16 protein-coding genes and 1 pseudogene are annotated in these 15,559 nt (G+C 60.0%); 5 read left to right on the forward strand and 12 right to left on the reverse strand.

What is annotated here, in order from left to right:
- Positions 1–341: 341 nt before the first annotated feature.
- The 6 genes from BLP23_RS16095 to BLP23_RS16120 all read right to left on the reverse strand — a co-directional run bounded on the left by BLP23_RS16095 (position 342) and on the right by BLP23_RS16120 (position 4,803).
- On the reverse strand, positions 342–743 hold the full coding sequence (locus BLP23_RS16095; protein WP_092585791.1) for a cupin domain-containing protein: 402 nt from the start codon (positions 741–743) through the stop codon (positions 342–344).
- A gap of 319 nt (positions 744–1,062) precedes the next feature.
- Entirely contained in the window at positions 1,063–1,302 is a 240-nt protein-coding gene (locus tag BLP23_RS16100; protein ID WP_092585792.1) for a tautomerase family protein, read from the reverse strand.
- 21 nt (positions 1,303–1,323) lie between these two features.
- Positions 1,324–2,037, reverse strand: a complete 714-nt coding sequence (locus tag BLP23_RS16105; RefSeq protein WP_092585793.1) for an SDR family NAD(P)-dependent oxidoreductase — start codon at positions 2,035–2,037, stop codon at positions 1,324–1,326.
- Between the two features lie 144 nt (positions 2,038–2,181).
- Entirely contained in the window at positions 2,182–3,114 is a 933-nt protein-coding gene (locus tag BLP23_RS16110) for a LysR family transcriptional regulator (RefSeq protein ID WP_092585794.1), read from the reverse strand.
- Positions 3,115–3,765: 651 nt separating this feature from the next.
- Entirely contained in the window at positions 3,766–4,095 is a 330-nt protein-coding gene (locus BLP23_RS16115; RefSeq protein ID WP_092585795.1) for a hypothetical protein, read from the reverse strand.
- A 498-nt stretch (positions 4,096–4,593) separates the two neighbouring features.
- Positions 4,594–4,803 (reverse strand): hypothetical protein, encoded by a 210-nt coding sequence (locus tag BLP23_RS16120; RefSeq protein WP_092585796.1) that lies wholly within the window; start codon positions 4,801–4,803, stop codon positions 4,594–4,596.
- 453 nt (positions 4,804–5,256) lie between these two features.
- Between BLP23_RS16120 and BLP23_RS16125 the strand changes: the two genes are divergently transcribed.
- Both BLP23_RS16125 and BLP23_RS34965 read left to right on the forward strand, forming a co-directional pair.
- The gene (locus BLP23_RS16125; protein ID WP_092585797.1) at positions 5,257–5,667 is read left to right on the forward strand and encodes a low affinity iron permease family protein; all 411 of its coding nucleotides are present in this window, start codon (positions 5,257–5,259) and stop codon (positions 5,665–5,667) included.
- Between the two features lie 23 nt (positions 5,668–5,690).
- Positions 5,691–5,990: pseudogene (locus BLP23_RS34965) on the forward strand (low affinity iron permease family protein); the annotation flags it as partial.
- A 114-nt stretch (positions 5,991–6,104) separates the two neighbouring features.
- Here the strand turns inward: BLP23_RS34965 and BLP23_RS35115 are convergent.
- A complete protein-coding gene (locus BLP23_RS35115; protein ID WP_324613746.1) occupies positions 6,105–6,602 on the reverse strand; it encodes a GFA family protein in 498 nt (165 codons plus the stop codon).
- 365 nt (positions 6,603–6,967) lie between these two features.
- On the opposite strand from BLP23_RS35115, the gene BLP23_RS16140 reads away from it, so the two are divergent.
- Entirely contained in the window at positions 6,968–7,876 is a 909-nt protein-coding gene (locus BLP23_RS16140) for a hypothetical protein (RefSeq protein WP_092585798.1), read from the forward strand.
- A 107-nt stretch (positions 7,877–7,983) separates the two neighbouring features.
- Here BLP23_RS16140 and BLP23_RS16145 read toward each other — a convergent pair whose 3' ends face one another.
- From BLP23_RS16145 to BLP23_RS33710, 5 genes are all read right to left on the reverse strand, one after another.
- Positions 7,984–9,276, reverse strand: a complete 1,293-nt coding sequence (locus BLP23_RS16145; RefSeq protein WP_092585799.1) for a D-tagatose-bisphosphate aldolase, class II, non-catalytic subunit — start codon at positions 9,274–9,276, stop codon at positions 7,984–7,986.
- On the reverse strand, positions 9,273–10,256 hold the full coding sequence (locus BLP23_RS16150; protein WP_092585800.1) for a tagatose kinase: 984 nt from the start codon (positions 10,254–10,256) through the stop codon (positions 9,273–9,275). Before BLP23_RS16150 ends, BLP23_RS16145 begins: the two co-directional genes overlap by 4 nt.
- On the reverse strand, positions 10,253–11,446 hold the full coding sequence (locus BLP23_RS16155; protein WP_233426723.1) for an ROK family transcriptional regulator: 1,194 nt from the start codon (positions 11,444–11,446) through the stop codon (positions 10,253–10,255). Before BLP23_RS16155 ends, BLP23_RS16150 begins: the two co-directional genes overlap by 4 nt.
- A 101-nt stretch (positions 11,447–11,547) precedes the next feature.
- A complete protein-coding gene (locus BLP23_RS16160; RefSeq protein WP_092586114.1) occupies positions 11,548–12,432 on the reverse strand; it encodes a sugar phosphate isomerase/epimerase family protein in 885 nt (294 codons plus the stop codon).
- Positions 12,371–12,841: a hypothetical protein gene (locus BLP23_RS33710; protein ID WP_167363909.1), complete on the reverse strand. Its 471-nt coding sequence runs from the start codon at positions 12,839–12,841 to the stop codon at positions 12,371–12,373. Before BLP23_RS33710 ends, BLP23_RS16160 begins: the two co-directional genes overlap by 62 nt.
- On the opposite strand from BLP23_RS33710, the gene BLP23_RS16165 reads away from it, so the two are divergent.
- Together BLP23_RS16165 and BLP23_RS16170 are read left to right on the forward strand one after the other, a co-directional pair.
- The gene (locus BLP23_RS16165; RefSeq protein ID WP_092585801.1) at positions 12,840–13,790 is read left to right on the forward strand and encodes a helix-turn-helix domain-containing protein; all 951 of its coding nucleotides are present in this window, start codon (positions 12,840–12,842) and stop codon (positions 13,788–13,790) included. The genes BLP23_RS33710 and BLP23_RS16165 overlap by 2 nt on opposite strands.
- Before the next feature lie 296 nt (positions 13,791–14,086).
- A complete protein-coding gene (locus tag BLP23_RS16170; protein WP_407691797.1) occupies positions 14,087–15,460 on the forward strand; it encodes an extracellular solute-binding protein in 1,374 nt (457 codons plus the stop codon).
- Positions 15,461–15,559: the final 99 nt, after the last annotated feature.

Here is a 15,559-nt window from a genome sequence, read left to right on the forward strand (position 1 = left end):
GGCAGCTGTTTCTATATAGGGTCAAGACAGGCATTTAGCAACCCGGGATTGCTTAGCCGGAAACTTCGGGATAGGCCCTGTTCTTCCGGCTCTTCATTGAAGACCTGCTCAAGCCGCTCAAAGTACGCAGCACGGTGGGGCTAACGGGATGCGGGACCCGGGCGATCTTGCTCACTTGCAGCGGAGGAATGCCGTCAGGGCAAGCATCACCCGGGAAGATTTGGCGGACTGCTGCGCTCGAACGCCTCAGAAACCAGATTGAAGCCACGACCCGGTATGTGATTGATGCTGTAGCCGGGCGGGGAGAACAATGTGCCTCGGTTCTGCTTCCCGTCTGAAATCTACTTGACCGGTACGACGAGTGGCGTCCCTTTCTTGACGATATATGTGGCGAGTTCCGAGGCCTTGCCGCTGCCGACATTTTTCGCCGTGTGGGCCACTCCGGCGGGAATGAACAAAGTTTCGCCGGCCTTGAGCGTGACGGGTGTCCTATCCCCGAGCTGGTATTCCAGCGAGCCTTCCAGGACAAAGGCGATCTCTTCGCCGGGATGAGAATGCTTGGCGGCAACTGCGCCAGGTTCGAAGTCGACGCGCACCTGAACAAGTTCGCGTCCGGGCACGTCGAGATCGTGCTGCAGAAGATCGGTGCGCTGAATTCCCAGTTGTTGAGCCTGCGCCATGTGCGGCGTCATTCCGCTCCCGGCGATCAGCAGGGCAGCTGCTAGGAGTTTGATCGTTTTCATATGGTCATCCTTTCGTGCTGAGACCGAGCCGTCACCTTCCAGGACGGTACTGCCAATTTAAGCGAGAGCATGTATCGTCGATGTGTCCGCGGGGCTGCGGGTTTGTAACGCCATGTAGAGGAACAAGGGGCTTTCATGTCGAGGGACGGCAGCGCCATTCTTCATGAGGCAACGGCTCGCCGCCTGCTCCCGGACCATGTATTCGGCGTACACAGGTAGCCAGTCCTGGTGGCCGAGCTCGACGAACGCAGCGATCTCAATCGTGTCGTGCGTTCCTGGGCGAATCCGACCCTCACGTGCGAAGCTCCCTGCCGGCGGCTCAGGATTTTGCTGCCGCGGCCCGCATGCCGCGATACTCTACGGTCGGAAGGCCACCCCAGCCCCAATTGTCGAGATCGACCTCCTCGATCACCACGTAGGTCGACTCAAGGGGTTTGTTCAGCACGTTGAGCAGCACTTCGCTGACGCCCTTGATAATGGCGGCCTTTTCCTCGGCGGTGACCGAATTGCGGTCAGGAGTGGTCCCCTCGCGGGTAACCTGTACGGTGACGATAGGCATTGTGGTCTTCCTTCGAGAAGGTTACCAGCGACCGGCGTTCTGGCCGCCATCGACGTGGAGGATCTCGCCGGTCACGAAACCAGCGGTTTCGAGGTAAAGGACGGCATCGACGATGTCGCGGATTTCACCCATTCGGCCAACTGGATGCAATTCGGCGAGCGCCGAGTGCGTCTCCACCGGATGCATCGGCGTCTTGATCACGCCTGGAGACACCGCGTTGACGCGAACGCCGCTCTTCGAGAACTCCATCGCCAGAGACCGGGTCACGGCGTTCAGGCCGCCCTTGGTCAAGGAGGCGAGCGCCGAGGGCATCCCGACCATTGGCTGATCGGCAAGGCTCGTCGTGATGCTGACGATATGGCCCGAACCCTGTTTCAGCATCTCGGCGGCTGCGCGCTGGGTAATGTGAAAGAAGCCGGCCACATTGACCCCGAGGTTGAGGTCATAGTCTTCCTGGGTCATTTCGATGAAGGGCTTGGCGAGGAAGACGCCGGCATTGTTGACCAGTGAATCGATGCGGCCAAAGCGCTCAATCCCTTCGCGCACGATCCGTTCTGCAGTCGCCGGCTGACTGATGTCGCCGGGCACGGCGTGAACATCCGGGTCTGGGCTGGGCTTGATCGAGCGGGAAGTGGCGATGACACGGAAGTTCCGGTCGCGGTAGGCGCGAACCAATTCAGCGCCGATACCTTGTGAAGCGCCGGTGATGATGACGACATTTCGGTCAGTATTCATGGACCTGGATCCTTTTTGATTGCAGCTGGCGCTTTATCTGCGCCCAGCCCTTCGCCCTCGGCGTTGGTGCAATTGATTTAGATCCATCCGGACAACGGGAGAATTGCCGGCGTTTGGGTGACACTCGTTCGGAAATCGGCATAATCACCCGAGCGTATTTGCCTGCGCTGCCAAGCGTGCAAATTCCGAGCGCAGACGCGGCGTCGCGAAATCGACAAAGGCGCGGACCTTCGGCACGGACATGCGGCCCTGTGGTGCGAGGAGATGAACCGGCAGCGGTGGGTGTTCGGCATCTGCGAGCACGATCGTCAGCCGACCGTCCCTGACATAGTCCGCGACATGATACGAATAGAGCCTGGTCAAACCGCGCCCCGCAGCGGCCGAAGCGGCCGCAGCCCGCACGCTGTTGACGACGCACCTCGGTGTGAAATGGACTGTTCGGGGAATGGATGAGCCTTGTGCCGGTGTGAAGTTCCACGAGTCGAGACCGAAATTCGTAAACGCGACGATTTGGTGCTTCGTGAGATCTGCGAGTTCTTCGACGCGGGGATGAGTGGCAAGATAGCTGGGAGATGCAACGACTACGCGCCGCACATCGCCGCCGATCCGGGTGGAGATGTGCGATGAATCGGCGAGATGGCCGATGCGCAAGGCAATGTCGACACCTTCGTCCACCAGATTGACGAACCGGTCCAGCAGGAGAAGCCGCACTGACACGGCCGGGTGTAGGTCAAGGAAATCGTCCAGAATGGGACGCACGACTTCTTCCCCGACGATTGGCGGCGCCGAAATCGTCAGCATCCCACGAGGGGCGGAACGCTCACCGCCGGCGAGTATGTCAGCCTCCTCGAGATCGACGAGGACCCGCCGGCAGGCTGCGGCGTAACGCTGACCCGCGTCGCTCAGCTTGAGGGTGCGGGTCGTTCGATGCAGCAGTTCAACGCCGACATGGGCTTCCAGGAAGCTCAGCGCCCGGCTGACCGCAGTCGGCGATCGCTTTAGCCGCCGGGCGGCACCTGCCAGGCTGCCTTCGTCGATTGCGGTGACGAACACTTTCATTGCATCGATACGATCCATTTTTGTTCTGCCGATCTTCGGGATAGTGAAGGCCAATCGGCAAGTGTTCACCCGGAAATAGCAGGAAGTAAACAGCCGACGTCACCGGGACAGGTTGAAGAAACCCACTTCCGACCAGAAGTCCTCGAATGGTGCCGCTCTACAAGCGGCGAAAGGAGACAGTCAAAAGCACCTTCGCCGATGCCAATCAGCTTCGTTGGAACCCCTATGCCCGCTTTCGAAGTTGCATCCGGGTCCGATGCCAGTGCCTCATGGCCGCGCCGCCCAAGACCGCAGGGGCAATCCGCCAATGCCCCCAACCAAGCCCCGTATGAGGAGACGCGCCCGTCTGCACCCATTCACCACCGAAATCTAAACGCATGCCAAAGGATCAATACAAAACCCCGCCAGATCTTGACCGTGTTTTAGAGGTTGAGCCGGCCAAACGCCGAGTTTTTTCTTACCGCTGCACAAGTATAAACGACGTGGCGTCCGCACCTCGCGCCGCAGGAACTTCTCCATTCCCGAAGTGCTGGAGCTGCGCTCTTTCTGCACACCAATCTTTGAGGACCGGCTCGGCCAACCAAGCTTTGGAGTTTTGTCGCAAACTTTGGGTGGCCAGGGCGCTCGCGGGCGAATGCCTCCCTCACATCTACGATGTGGTCCCGCCGATTAATCGCACTTGTCTTGCTCAGCCTTCGCAGCAGCGGTTTTATCGCCATGTTGCTGCGCCACCACGTCCTGTTCAGATGTCGCAAGATTTGGGCTCTTAGCCAACGGCAATGTTCCACCCTCTTTCTGAGGTGCATTGGCGCCAGCCTTGTTCATTTGCGCTTGCGTGGTTTCACTGCCTTCCATCGGAGCATGAGTACCATCTTTGGCGATGCCGCTACGGTCCTCCGTCTTTGTGGACCCGGTAATGTCCACGCAGTCGGCAAAGCTCGGTTGGGATGTCAAAGCTGCCATGCCAATGGCAACCAGAGCCAACGACGTGAGTTTCATGACGCTTCTCCTATTGTTGTTATTGATTAATCCTAACGAGGCAGCACACTCGAGGTTCCCACGTATCCTCCCTGAAGTAATCGGAGATCGCGTGGCAAGGCCCGAAAGGTCCAGATCATAGCCAGCGCCGTCCCGAACGATGCGATCAGCAGGTGGTCCGAAGGGCCGGCGGCGGCAGACCGCGACGTCGGATATTCCCCAATCTTCGGCATCACGGCCTCTACCCGACAAGCGGTGCACATCGGCTTGGCGCAGAATGATATCCAGCCAGAAGGGCAGCTACCTGGGAGGCCGGCGTCATGGGCCCGCCTCCAAAGAAGGAAGAGGCAAGCCCTTGGCCGCACATGCTGCTGGATATGTTGCCTTCCAATCTGCAGCATTAACGCGGTCGGTGGCTTCAACTACCAGAGCGATAAAAAAGTTCCTCTACCAGCAAAATTGCCGAGGACGCTGACCATCGACCCTTACTGGAGGGGCTCGCCGACAAACCTCGCCGTGTCAATTCACGACCGGCAGGTCTTCCTTGCGAAGGTCGTCGATGGCATCTATCGCTTCCTCGGCGGACCAACCTGCACGGAGTGCTGCGGCAACTAGGCGTACTTCGGCCTCCTGCTGAAGTTTCAGATAAAGCCCCTCGAGCGCCTCTCTTGCTGTGACGACATGTTCATCGTGGAGCGGAATGGCTGGAATTCTATCTAGCTCGGGCATTTTCATCTCCCCTGTTAACGATGGTTTTTTCTCGGGGCGTCGCCATTCGAGCTGCGCGAAGGCGTTCTTCGTCGATGATATTCTTCGCTGTCTGCGTCGTGCGCTCGGCACGGTCCATGCGTTCTTGCTGGAGCACTTGCCATCCTTTCGGTGTTGATGCGCCCGGACTGCAGCTAGCGTTTGCGCTCGATGCGTCAACCCCGAGTGTCAGCAGAGGAACGACCAAGTGCGGGTCTGGGGTAACAGCTACCCAAGTTGTCAGGCCCCAATCAACAAACCGACAGTGCGCCGCATTGCAGCTCGTCGGTTCCCGGGCCATGAACATTGACCGCCCGCAAAAAAAGAACACTGCCGACATATTCATGCGTGCCCGCGAGAGAAACGACGTCGATGCGCAGAGGAACCGCAACGCTTCCCGGCCGTTTATGGGAACGATCAGCGTGGAGGTAGCAAATGGCGTCCAGGTTCTTTTCCAAGTTCGCAACAGGAGTGGCCGACCTTTCCGGCCGACCGGGGACCTTCATTCTTGCAGTATCTTTAGTTCTGATTTGGGCGATGTCCGGCCCGTTCTTCAACTTCTCGGAGACGTGGCAGCTCGTCATCAACACATCCACCACCATAATCACTTTCCTGATGGTCTTCGTCCTGCAGAACTCGCAAAATCGCGACGGGAAAGCTCTTCAGGCGAAGCTCGATGAACTCATCTTGACATCCCAGGCACAGAATAAATTCGTCGGAATTGAAAAACTTGGCGAGAACGAGCTTCGAGCAATGAGCAAGATGCTGGCGGAAAAAGCCGAGTGCGTCGATCGGAAGGCGGAGGAGAAGACGGCAGTTCAGCAGGACACTCCGGGCGTCGACTGACCAGCGTGGTGAGGAAAGCGCTCATGCGCACCCCAGTAGCCTATCAGCTCGTTGGTCGCCTGTCGGATCACTGCGCACGTATCGTCGGAAGCAGGCTTGCCCTGATGGGGGTTGCCGCAGTCATCGCAGTCTGGGTCATGTTCGGTTTGGCGACGGGTCCAACCAAGCAATGGCTAATGGCCACAAACATGCTGGGAACGCTGGCAACCTGCCTCATCCTCGTTCTTCTCCAGCATTCCCAGAACCGGGACATGCGGGCGCTTCAGACCAAACTCGAAGAACTCATCAGGTCGAGTGGCGCGCCAAACCACATGATTGGTGTGGAACGCTGGAAAGGGACGAGGACGCTCCGGTTGTGGGAGGGTGATCCTGGTCGCGGCCCGCAGACGAACCGCGCCAGAACGACGACGGCCGCTGCGAGCAAAGTACTTGGCAAGCTAGAATCTCTCCTGCGTTTCCTCTTCCGGCAAACCGGGTCCGCATTGCGCCCACCGCAGGCGGCTTTCGACGCCATAGTGCCCCGCCGGTCGAACCCCCTCGGGATGATCGAGAGACCCGGCGGTAAGCCGTATCAATTCGTCCCCGTCGTACTGGAGAAAGAGCGGCGTCCCGCAGTTGGCACAGAATCCACGCGTTGCAATCGGCGAAGACCTGTAGACGGATGGCTTTCCGGTCGTCCAAACCAAACCCGAAAGCCTCGCCTGGACAAGAACCGCGAACGGGCCGCCCGTTGCCCGCTTGCACATGTTGCAATGGCAATAGCCTGAACGGGGCGGATCGCCCTGGAACTCATACCGGCATCCTCCACAGAGGCATCCGCCCGTCCATTTTACTTGGTTGCTCATAATTTGCGAACTGCGATCAGCAAAGTTTGTTCCAGTGTGGGCTTTCGAGGCCATGTGGCCGATCGCAGTTCGGTAAGGCAGGACGAACATTTCGAGCTCCGATTTCGGCCGGCCAGCACTGGTTGCACGCACGAGTCTGCGTAATTCAGCTTCAAATCGTCCGGGACCCGATGAACTGCGGCGCAGCCTCACGCACGTAAAGGTTCATGCCCCCGGGGGGGTGCCACGATCGACTGACACAGCCAGGGCCACGAACTGTTGCCCGGTGCGGACAGAACGCGCGAAGGTCGGTCGTTGGATCGCCGGAACATTGAACAGGCGTCAGCGTTAAGTCTCCGCAATAACTTCAAAACCTCAGGATCGGAGGCAACGCCATGGGTCGCGGTATTCTTCTTTGGCTTCTCGGCATTCCACTGCCAATCGTCATTCTCCTTGTTCTCTTCATGCGATAGGAGGTGTCCATGTCCATGACAAGTCCAGACGTCGCGGCCACTCCTGTCGAATCGTCCAAGTCCGCGATGTCGTGGGGACCGATCCTCGGTGGCGCTTTTGCCGCCACAGGCGTTACCCTGATCCTTCTGCTTCTCGGATCTGGTGTCGGGCTGACGATGATATCTCCCTGGACGGGACAGAGCGCTTCGGCAGAATCCATTGGCGTAACCGCTGCGATTTGGCTTGTGGTCGTGCAGTGGTTGTCGGCAGCGTTAGGGGGCTACCTCACGGGCCGGCTGCGCACCAGATGGGCAGCTGTTCACACCGACGAGGTCTTCTTCCGGGACACCGCTCATGGTTTGATCAGTTGGGCGGTTGCCACGATTTTCGTGGTGGGTTTCCTGACGTCATCTTTGACCTCGCTTGCTGGGGCCGGCGCGCAGGCAGTCGGCCAGGCGGCGACCACTGCAAGCCTTGCTGGCGCTGTCGCAGCAGGATCTTCCCAGTCGCCGGCGATCGATCTCACAGCGTCCTATTTCACCGATGCTTTGCTTCGACCAGACCGAAACCGCGCGCAGGCCACGACCGACCAGGGTGCAGCCACGGCTGAAGTCTCGAGAATTCTTCTTCAGGGCGCCGCTCAAGGCGGAATCCCAGATGAGGACAAAAACTATCTCGCAACGATCGTGGCATCGCATGCAGGCCTTTCGGAGGCCGATGCCAAGACGCGTGTTGAGGCCATCTTAAAGCGTGTGGAGGATGCCAAGGTCGCTGCTCAAAGAGCTGCAGACGAGGCACGTGAGGCAGCGGCAACGACAGCGATGCTCGGCGCTCTTTCTCTCTTGATAGGTGCTTTCATTGCCTCTGCTGCCGCAGCTCTCGGAGGCCGACAGCGGGACGAGGAAGAAGATGTAATCCTGAATCGGACGTGAGACCGACATCCGCCGCATGCCCGTCAAATGCTCTGCAGTCCTGGACCTCTGGCGGCTTTGAGGTAGAGAGTCCAAGACGAGAGCATGCGCAATAGACAGTGCTAGGATTACCGTGGCGTTTGTGACCTCGTCGGCAGGTGATGAGCGCTTTGGTATTCGTCGAGAACTGCCCGCACCGCGTCGATCAGCAACGCCTGCGGTTCAAGCGGCTTTCCGGCGTACCTCACCAAAGCGGGCAGATGCTGCCGCAAGAGAGGTGCGGGGATGATCCGGCCGTCGAGCGCGTTTGTGAGCCGCGAGACCGCCGCCTCTGCCGCGGGGTGATTCCAGTAGTAGCGAATACGATCGGAATAGGAGTAGTGCCGCAGGATATGCTGCTTGGCCAGCGAACCCTGATAATGGCCTCTCCAGTGGCCTGGGTGCTCCCTCATCAACCCCTCCATCACGGCCATGAGGTTTCGGCTCGGATAACCGGGGATGGAGTCGCTTGCGATCAGGTCGAGTCCGTAGAGCGCTTCTCGAAGTGCGAAGGTCAATTCCGGCCCGACCTTGAGGATAGCGAACCCGTCCTCGACGAGTTCGCGAAGCGCTTCCGCGCCCTGATAGTCCGTCGAATGGGCCTCATAGACAAGGGCGGGCTCCTCGTCGAGCAGCGCGGAAAGGGTTTGTGCTCTTGCCCGGTCGTAGACAACGACATTTTCATTGCCGAACTCGACTCCGGGCTGGACGACAAGCGCCAGCACGCGGTCGAAGGCCTTGCTAAGGCCCGCTTCGTCAAACCGGGTCCGGTGCAGTGCAATCGTCTTGCGCGCCGCGTCGACGCCCGTCGGTTCGAGCGTGGTGATCACATGATGCGCGCCGCCAGGCGGCGGCACTTCGGTTCCGATGACATAGACCGGTGGCTCGCCGCCTGATGAGGCCGCGCACCGTTCCGCCACAGCCGCCAGCCTCACCGCCCGCCCGGCTGTCGTCGCGTCGTCGAGCGCGACCGGTTCACCCGCGCAGCCCATGGACGTATCGAGATGGAGCTTGCGGAAGCCAGCCTCGACAAAGGCGGCGATCATGTCTTCCGCTTTGGTCATGGCGACCTCGGCAGGTTCTGCGCGCCATGGATTGGGGCCTAGATGATCGCCCCCGAGGATGACCTTGTTTCGCGCCAGACGCTCTTCGCCGGCGATCTTTTCCACCAGCGCCACAAAATCACGGGGCTTCAAGCCCGTGTACCCACCGAACTGGTTGACCTGGTTGCAGGTCGCCTCGATCAATACCGGACCATCGCATGCCACGGCATGTCGAAGGGCAGCGCGGATCACGATGGGATGACCCGAGCAAACGGAAGTGATGCCGGCCATGCCGCCCGTGCGTCGGCTGCGAGCCAGGCTGTCGAGTACGGATGTCATGTGCTGCGCCCCGGTGTCATCGCAATGAAGGCGTCAAGTTCGGCGCGGGTACCGGCCCCCTCCATCGGCCCCTTGGCCGTGACATTGCGGGCGCCGGCCGCATTGGCATAGGTGAGCGCCTGTTCGATCGGCATACCGAGCCGGCGGCACGCGACATAGGCGCCTCCGAAGCAGTCTCCGGCGCCTGTCGGATCGATTTCTTCGACTGCGAAGGCCGGGCAGTCGATGCGTCTGCCTTCCCGTGTGAAGACGGTCGAGCCATTGGCGCCGCGCTTGAGTGCCACTTCGCTGGCGTTGCGGGCAAAGAGCGCATGGACCGCCTCGCTTTCGCCCGCAACGCCAGCTGCTACGAACAGCTCTTCTCCGGATGGGAGGATCAGGTCGGCGATATCGACAAGCCTTGCGAAGCGGGCGCGGGTTTCAGATTGCCCGAGCAACTCCTTGCGGACGTTCGGGTCGAAGGAGATGCTGCCGCCGCGAGCCTTGATCGCCGCAATCGCGTGTTCGATGATCTCGATCGCGCCAGGTATTGCAAACGCGGTTCCCATGACATGCAGGTGGCCCGATCGGGAAATGAGCGCGCGCGCCGCGGCGGTAAGGTCAATCTGGGCGGCGGCGGATCTTGCTATGTTGAACACGAAATCGCGCGAACCGTCTTTCCGGTAGCGCACGAAGGCGCTGCCGGTTGGAAACTCTGGGCTGGTCGAAATAGCCGAGACGTCGGCGCCGTCTGCGCGCAGCCGCTCGACATTGACGCGGCCGAAGTCGTCGTCGCCCACGCAGGCGATGATGCCGGCCGAACCGCCCAGTCTGGCGCATTGATCGATGAAGATCGCCGGAGCCCCGCTGGGGTAAGGGCCGATGAGAGTGATCGGCTCGAGAAAGCCCGTGCCGCGATCCGTAGCCATGATCTCGACGAGGATCTCGCCGATCGTTATTGTTGGTCCAAGGGCATCAGGAGCTAAGCCGGTCGGTGTCATGCAGCATCCTCGGCAGGGCGCGCGCTGTCGGTCAGGAGAAAGCGCTGGTGAAGCATGCAGGCAGCGCCGAAGGCCGGCCCCACCGTCTCATCGTCATTTGTTTCGATCAAGGGCAGCGGAAAGCTTTCCTCCTGCATCGAGCGAATGTGATGCAGGACGCGCGCGGCCATCAGCGGATAGAGCGCGGCGACCGAACCGCCAAGGACGACCCTGTCGGCATCGATGATCCTGCAGGCCTGAATCAGGCCGTAAGCCAGCGCACGCGCCCAGTCTTCCGCTATGGCGACGGCGCCGGGCACGCGGTCGCGCACATCGGCCAGAAAAGTCGCGAAGTTCGGTCGTGGCTGCATCGAGACGGAACGATAGATGCTCAAGATGCACTCCAGACCGAGGACGCTTTCAAGGCTGCGGCCGGGCGCATCGGCACCATCGACGCGCAGATGCCCGATTTCGCCGGCAAGTCCCCGCGCGCCGCGAAGCACGATCCCGTCGACGACGATGCCGCCGCCAACGCCGCTTTCCATGACGAGATAGAGCGTGACCCCCGAATGGACCTCCCGAGCGCCGTAGCTTGCTCCGGTCGCGAAGGCGTTTGCGTCATTCTCCACAATGACCGGCATTTGTGCCGGCACGGCGGCTCGCACGAGATCGGCAAGCTGTATGTTCTGCCAGCCGAGCAGGGGGGCAGTGTTGATCAACCCCTTTTTGTCCATTTGCGCCGGCACGGCGACGCCGAGCCCCTCGCAGCGGCCGCGGTGTTCGGCCGGCAATGTGTCGAAGGCGATCGCGATCGCGCGCGAAACAGCAGTCTCGACATCGACGGATGGGCCGTCGAAAGGCTCCATGCGGTTGTTGACGATGCGGCAGGCGAGATCGACCTCAACCACCGTGATATGTTCGACGCCGATCTCGATGCCGAGAAAAAAGGCGGCTTCGGGCATAAGTTCGAGCATGATGCCCGGCCGCCCCGCGTGGGTCGTCTGTGCCTGCTCGGCGGTTCCCACCTCGCGCACGAGGCCATCGGCGGTTAGTCCGGTGATGATATGGCCGGAAGAGGAGCGATTGAGGCCTAAGATGCGCGCAAGCTCCGCCCGGCTCAATCGGCCGTGGCGATAGAGCGCCCGCATCGCCGCGAGTTCATTGCGCTGGCGGATCCCGCTCGGAGACGCGATTGGACCCACTTCAACCACGGGCGATTCTCCCTGCCTCTCTTTTTCGACCACTGACACAACATCACGGGGCCGCAAACACCCGGTTTTTACTGACCGGGCCTTTCCCCCATGTTTCGCCGCTACGGCCGCGCAACGGTCGCGCGACGGCGTTTCGCCTCGTCCATCTTGAGGTCGATGAATTGCTTTGCATGCTGCGCGAGCGGCATGTTTTCGGTCCAGGTGTCGCGCCAGATCGCGCAGGCAAGCGACAGACCTTCATCGACGACAGCGCCCGAGAAGGATTCGAAAGTGATGTCACGCCCGTAGTCGATGTCGAGCAATGCATCGAAGATCAAATCGAAATTGATGACGCCGTCGCCGAGATAGCCGCGATTGCTTTCGCCGATATGAAAATAGCCGATCTTATCGCCTGCAAGCCGGATGGCCGCCGCCGGGTTCGCTTCCTCGATGTTCATGTGGAAGGTGTCGAGGTGCAGCCGCACCTGTTCGGAGCCTACCTGCTCGATGAAGGCGAGGCCCTGGGCGGTGGTGTTGAGAAGATTGGTCTCGAAACGATTTACCACTTCGAGAACAAGGTCGATCCCTGCAGACTGGGCAAGGCCAGCGGTCTTGGCGATGGCAGCGACGCTGCTGTCCCATCCCTTTCTGGTCGGCATCCGGGAGTATTTCGCGTGGGCGGAATAAAGGATGCCACCGAGCTTGCTCCCGCCTATGTCGCGCACGGCGCGCACGGCGTCGGCCAGCATGTCTTCGCCCGCTCGCACCGCCTGCGCATCTTCGCTCGACACGTCGTGGCTGACCGGAAGGCCCATGGTGACAGCAATATCGAGTTTAAGCGCCGCAGCTCGCTTGGCGAGTGCGTCGAGGTCGAATTTCTCCGGTCGCAGGTAGGCGAACTCGATGAGGTTGTAACCGCAGGAGGCGGATTTCTCCATGGCTTCCTCAAGCATCGACTGGGTTTGGCCGCCCGTCCACACGAAAGAATGAATACCTAACCGGCCCATGTCTCCCCCTATCAAAAAGTATGTTGCATTGCGCAACAAATAAAGCTTCATTTGCGCCTGTCAAGCGGATTTCCAGATCGATGGTGGTCGAGCATTCGATGTCAAAATGAGCAAATGCTTTTTCAGGCGTGCAAATGCCGCAATTATGAACTGCACCTGCTGGGAACTCGGCGCCGATGAGATAGGTGTTGACAGCTTTCTCAAATGAACTAATTTGTTTTTTCAGACAACATATAAGGCGAAAACCAGCGCCAACGGAAGGCGGACGTGCAGGGTGAACCAATGGCTCGCTTGCTCTTGAGCTGCGGCTGGCCAAGGGAGCCGAACGACGAAAAGCTCTTTTGGCGTGCATGCCGATATAGCCGCCTGGGGAACCACGGCTTGCCTGTCGGGAGGAGGTTATTTCCATGAAAGCCGATTTGCGGATCGTACCCGATTTCGAGATGATCATCTGCCCGCCAGCAGAGTCCTTTCGCTGGAACACGCATGACTACCCCTATTTCCGGGCAAAGTGGCACTATCATCCTGAATACGAACTGCATCTCACCCGCACGACGTCGGGCGTCATGATGGTGGGCGACTATATCGGCGAATTCGAGCCTGGCTGCCTGGTGCTGACTGGTCCGAACGTGCCGCACAATTGGGTCAGCGATATCGAGCCCGGCAAGCTGATCCGCAATCGCGACGTGCTGATCCAATTCACCCCCGAATGGGCCGATCGCGTCGCTTCATTTTGTCCCGAGCTCGGCACGATAAAGCCGCTTTATGAGGATGCGATCTACGGCGTGCAATTCTTGGGTACCACGGCGCTTGAAGGCCGGCGGCTGCTAGCGCAGATGGGCTCCGCCCACGGCGCCGAGCGCGTCGTGCTCTTCCTGCAACTGATGATCGCGCTGGCACGCAATCCCGCCGAACGGCGCAGGCTGTCGCGGCTGGCGCCAGCCTCTTCGCAGATGGAACTGCCCCATGAGCTGGACGTCGCCATGCGCTATGTGCTGGAGCACTACAGCGACGACATCGATCTGGCCGCGGTCGCAAAAGTCTGCGGTCTCGAGCCGCAAGCCTTCTCGCGCTTTTTCAAGCGCCAGACCGGTCATACCTTCGCGCGCTACGTCATCCTTGCGCGCATCTATGCCGCCTGCTCGTTGCTCACCCAGACCTATCGTCCGATTACCGAGATTTGTTTTGAGGTCGGCTTCAACAACATCGCCAATTTCAACAGGCAGTTCTTCAAGATCTGCGGGCGCACGCCCTCGGATTACCGGCGCAACGCACACAAGATCGGAACGCAAGCGCGAAGCGATCCCTTTCGGGAAATCCGTGCCTATTCGGCCATGGCAGTCGGCGAAAAAGTATAGGTCGCCAGCAAACCACGCGTGGCGGAGCAAAAGACCGCGCACTAAGCTCTTCTCGCGCCAATAGGAACGAAGCCGGGAAAGCAGCCGGGTCGCGATCCTGTGAAGGCGAACCTTAATCTGGAAGCCGGGAGGAGCCGTGCTGCCGGAACCTGGGAGGAGCCGACCCCAGTCGGTCGTGGGAACGCACTTGCCGGCCAGCGCCCGCAAGTGGTGCAAAGGCACAAGGAGGAGGAATTATGATCAGGAAAAGTGGAATTGGAATCGCCGCGCTTGCGATCGGTGTTCTTGCGAGCGTCATGCCCGCAAGGGCCGATTTCTGGTCGGATGCCGGCGCGAAATACAAGGGTGTTGTCCTGCACGGCGTGACCGAAAGCACGCCGCCGTCCAACTACATCAAGGACGTGCTTGCGCCAGAATTCGAAAAAAAGACCGGTATCAAGGTCCAGATCGAGACCACCTCCTGGGACCAGATGTACGACAAGGCCATCAAGGACATGGAAGCCAAGACCGGCATCTATGACATGGTCTATATCGAGCAGGACATCATCTACGCCTATCTGGCGCGCAGCTTCCTGATCGACATTTCGAAATCGCTGAAGGACGATCCGTCGCTGAAGGCGCCCGAATTCGATGAAACCCATTTCACGACATTCGCCAACTACTTCAAGAACGCCGACGGCGATCTCTTCGGTATTCCGATGGAAGCCTTCATCAAGGTCTATCTCTATCGCACCGACCTCTTCAATGATCCGAAAATCCAGGAAGCTTTCAAGAAGGAGACCGGCAAGGATCTGGCTCCGGCCAAGACCCATGAGGAATATACGCAGATTGCTGAGTTCTTCACCAAGTACGGCAAGGACAACGGGATGGAGCTTTGGGGAACGACGGCCCAGGCGCACACAGGTCACCCGGCCTCCTGGTACGAATTCTTCGAGTCGATCGCTCCGACATTCGGCGTCTACAACTGGGGTATCGACGCCAACAACAACTATGCCGCCTCCGTCGAGAATGGCGGCCAGATGAACAGCGACAAGGCCAAGGCCGCCATCAAGTACTGGCTGCATCTGCGGGACATCGCTCCGCCTGAATCTGCTGCTTCAACCTGGACGGAAGTCGGCACGACATTCGCCGCCGGCCGCGTCGCACAGGGTCTGGTTTATGGCGAGAACGCCGCCTGGATCGCGTCGGATGCAGAAAAGTCCAAGGTAGTCGGCAATGTCGGCGTCGCGCTTCCGCCCACCGAACCCGATGTCCTCAAGGAGGTCGAGGGCGGCAAAGGCTATCTCGGCTACTATGACGGCGGTGCCTTCGGCTTGCCGGTGACGTCGAAGAACAAGGAAGCGTCCTTGCTCTTCCTGCAGTTCATCGGCCAGGACTCTGTGCAGCCCGACTGGGCGATTGCCGCACCCCGCATCACCAATACGGCGACCTATGACGATCCCAAGGTCCTCGACATGGATAAGAAGCTGAATGGCTACTACACCATGCTCAAGGACCAGGGAAAGCTCTTCGCCGGCGCGCCGCCTTTCCCCTTCCATGCGCAGGTGCGTGAAGCCACGGCGCCGATCTTCTACAAGATCCTCTTAGGCGAAGTAGGTCCGGACGAGGGCCTCGACCAGATGGCGGCGGCGGCCGAAGCAGAGCTGAAGAATCTCGGCTATCGCAAATAACACCGACAAGAGCCTGCGTCCGGGTGGCCTCTCCCAGGACCGCCACCCGGGCGCAGTTGCCGGTTAGTGCAGGCTGTTGATCTGCACGGATATCTTTCG

The organism is Rhizobium mongolense subsp. loessense (genome assembly GCF_900099775.1).
Taxonomy (GTDB): Bacteria; Pseudomonadota; Alphaproteobacteria; order Rhizobiales; family Rhizobiaceae; genus Rhizobium; species Rhizobium loessense.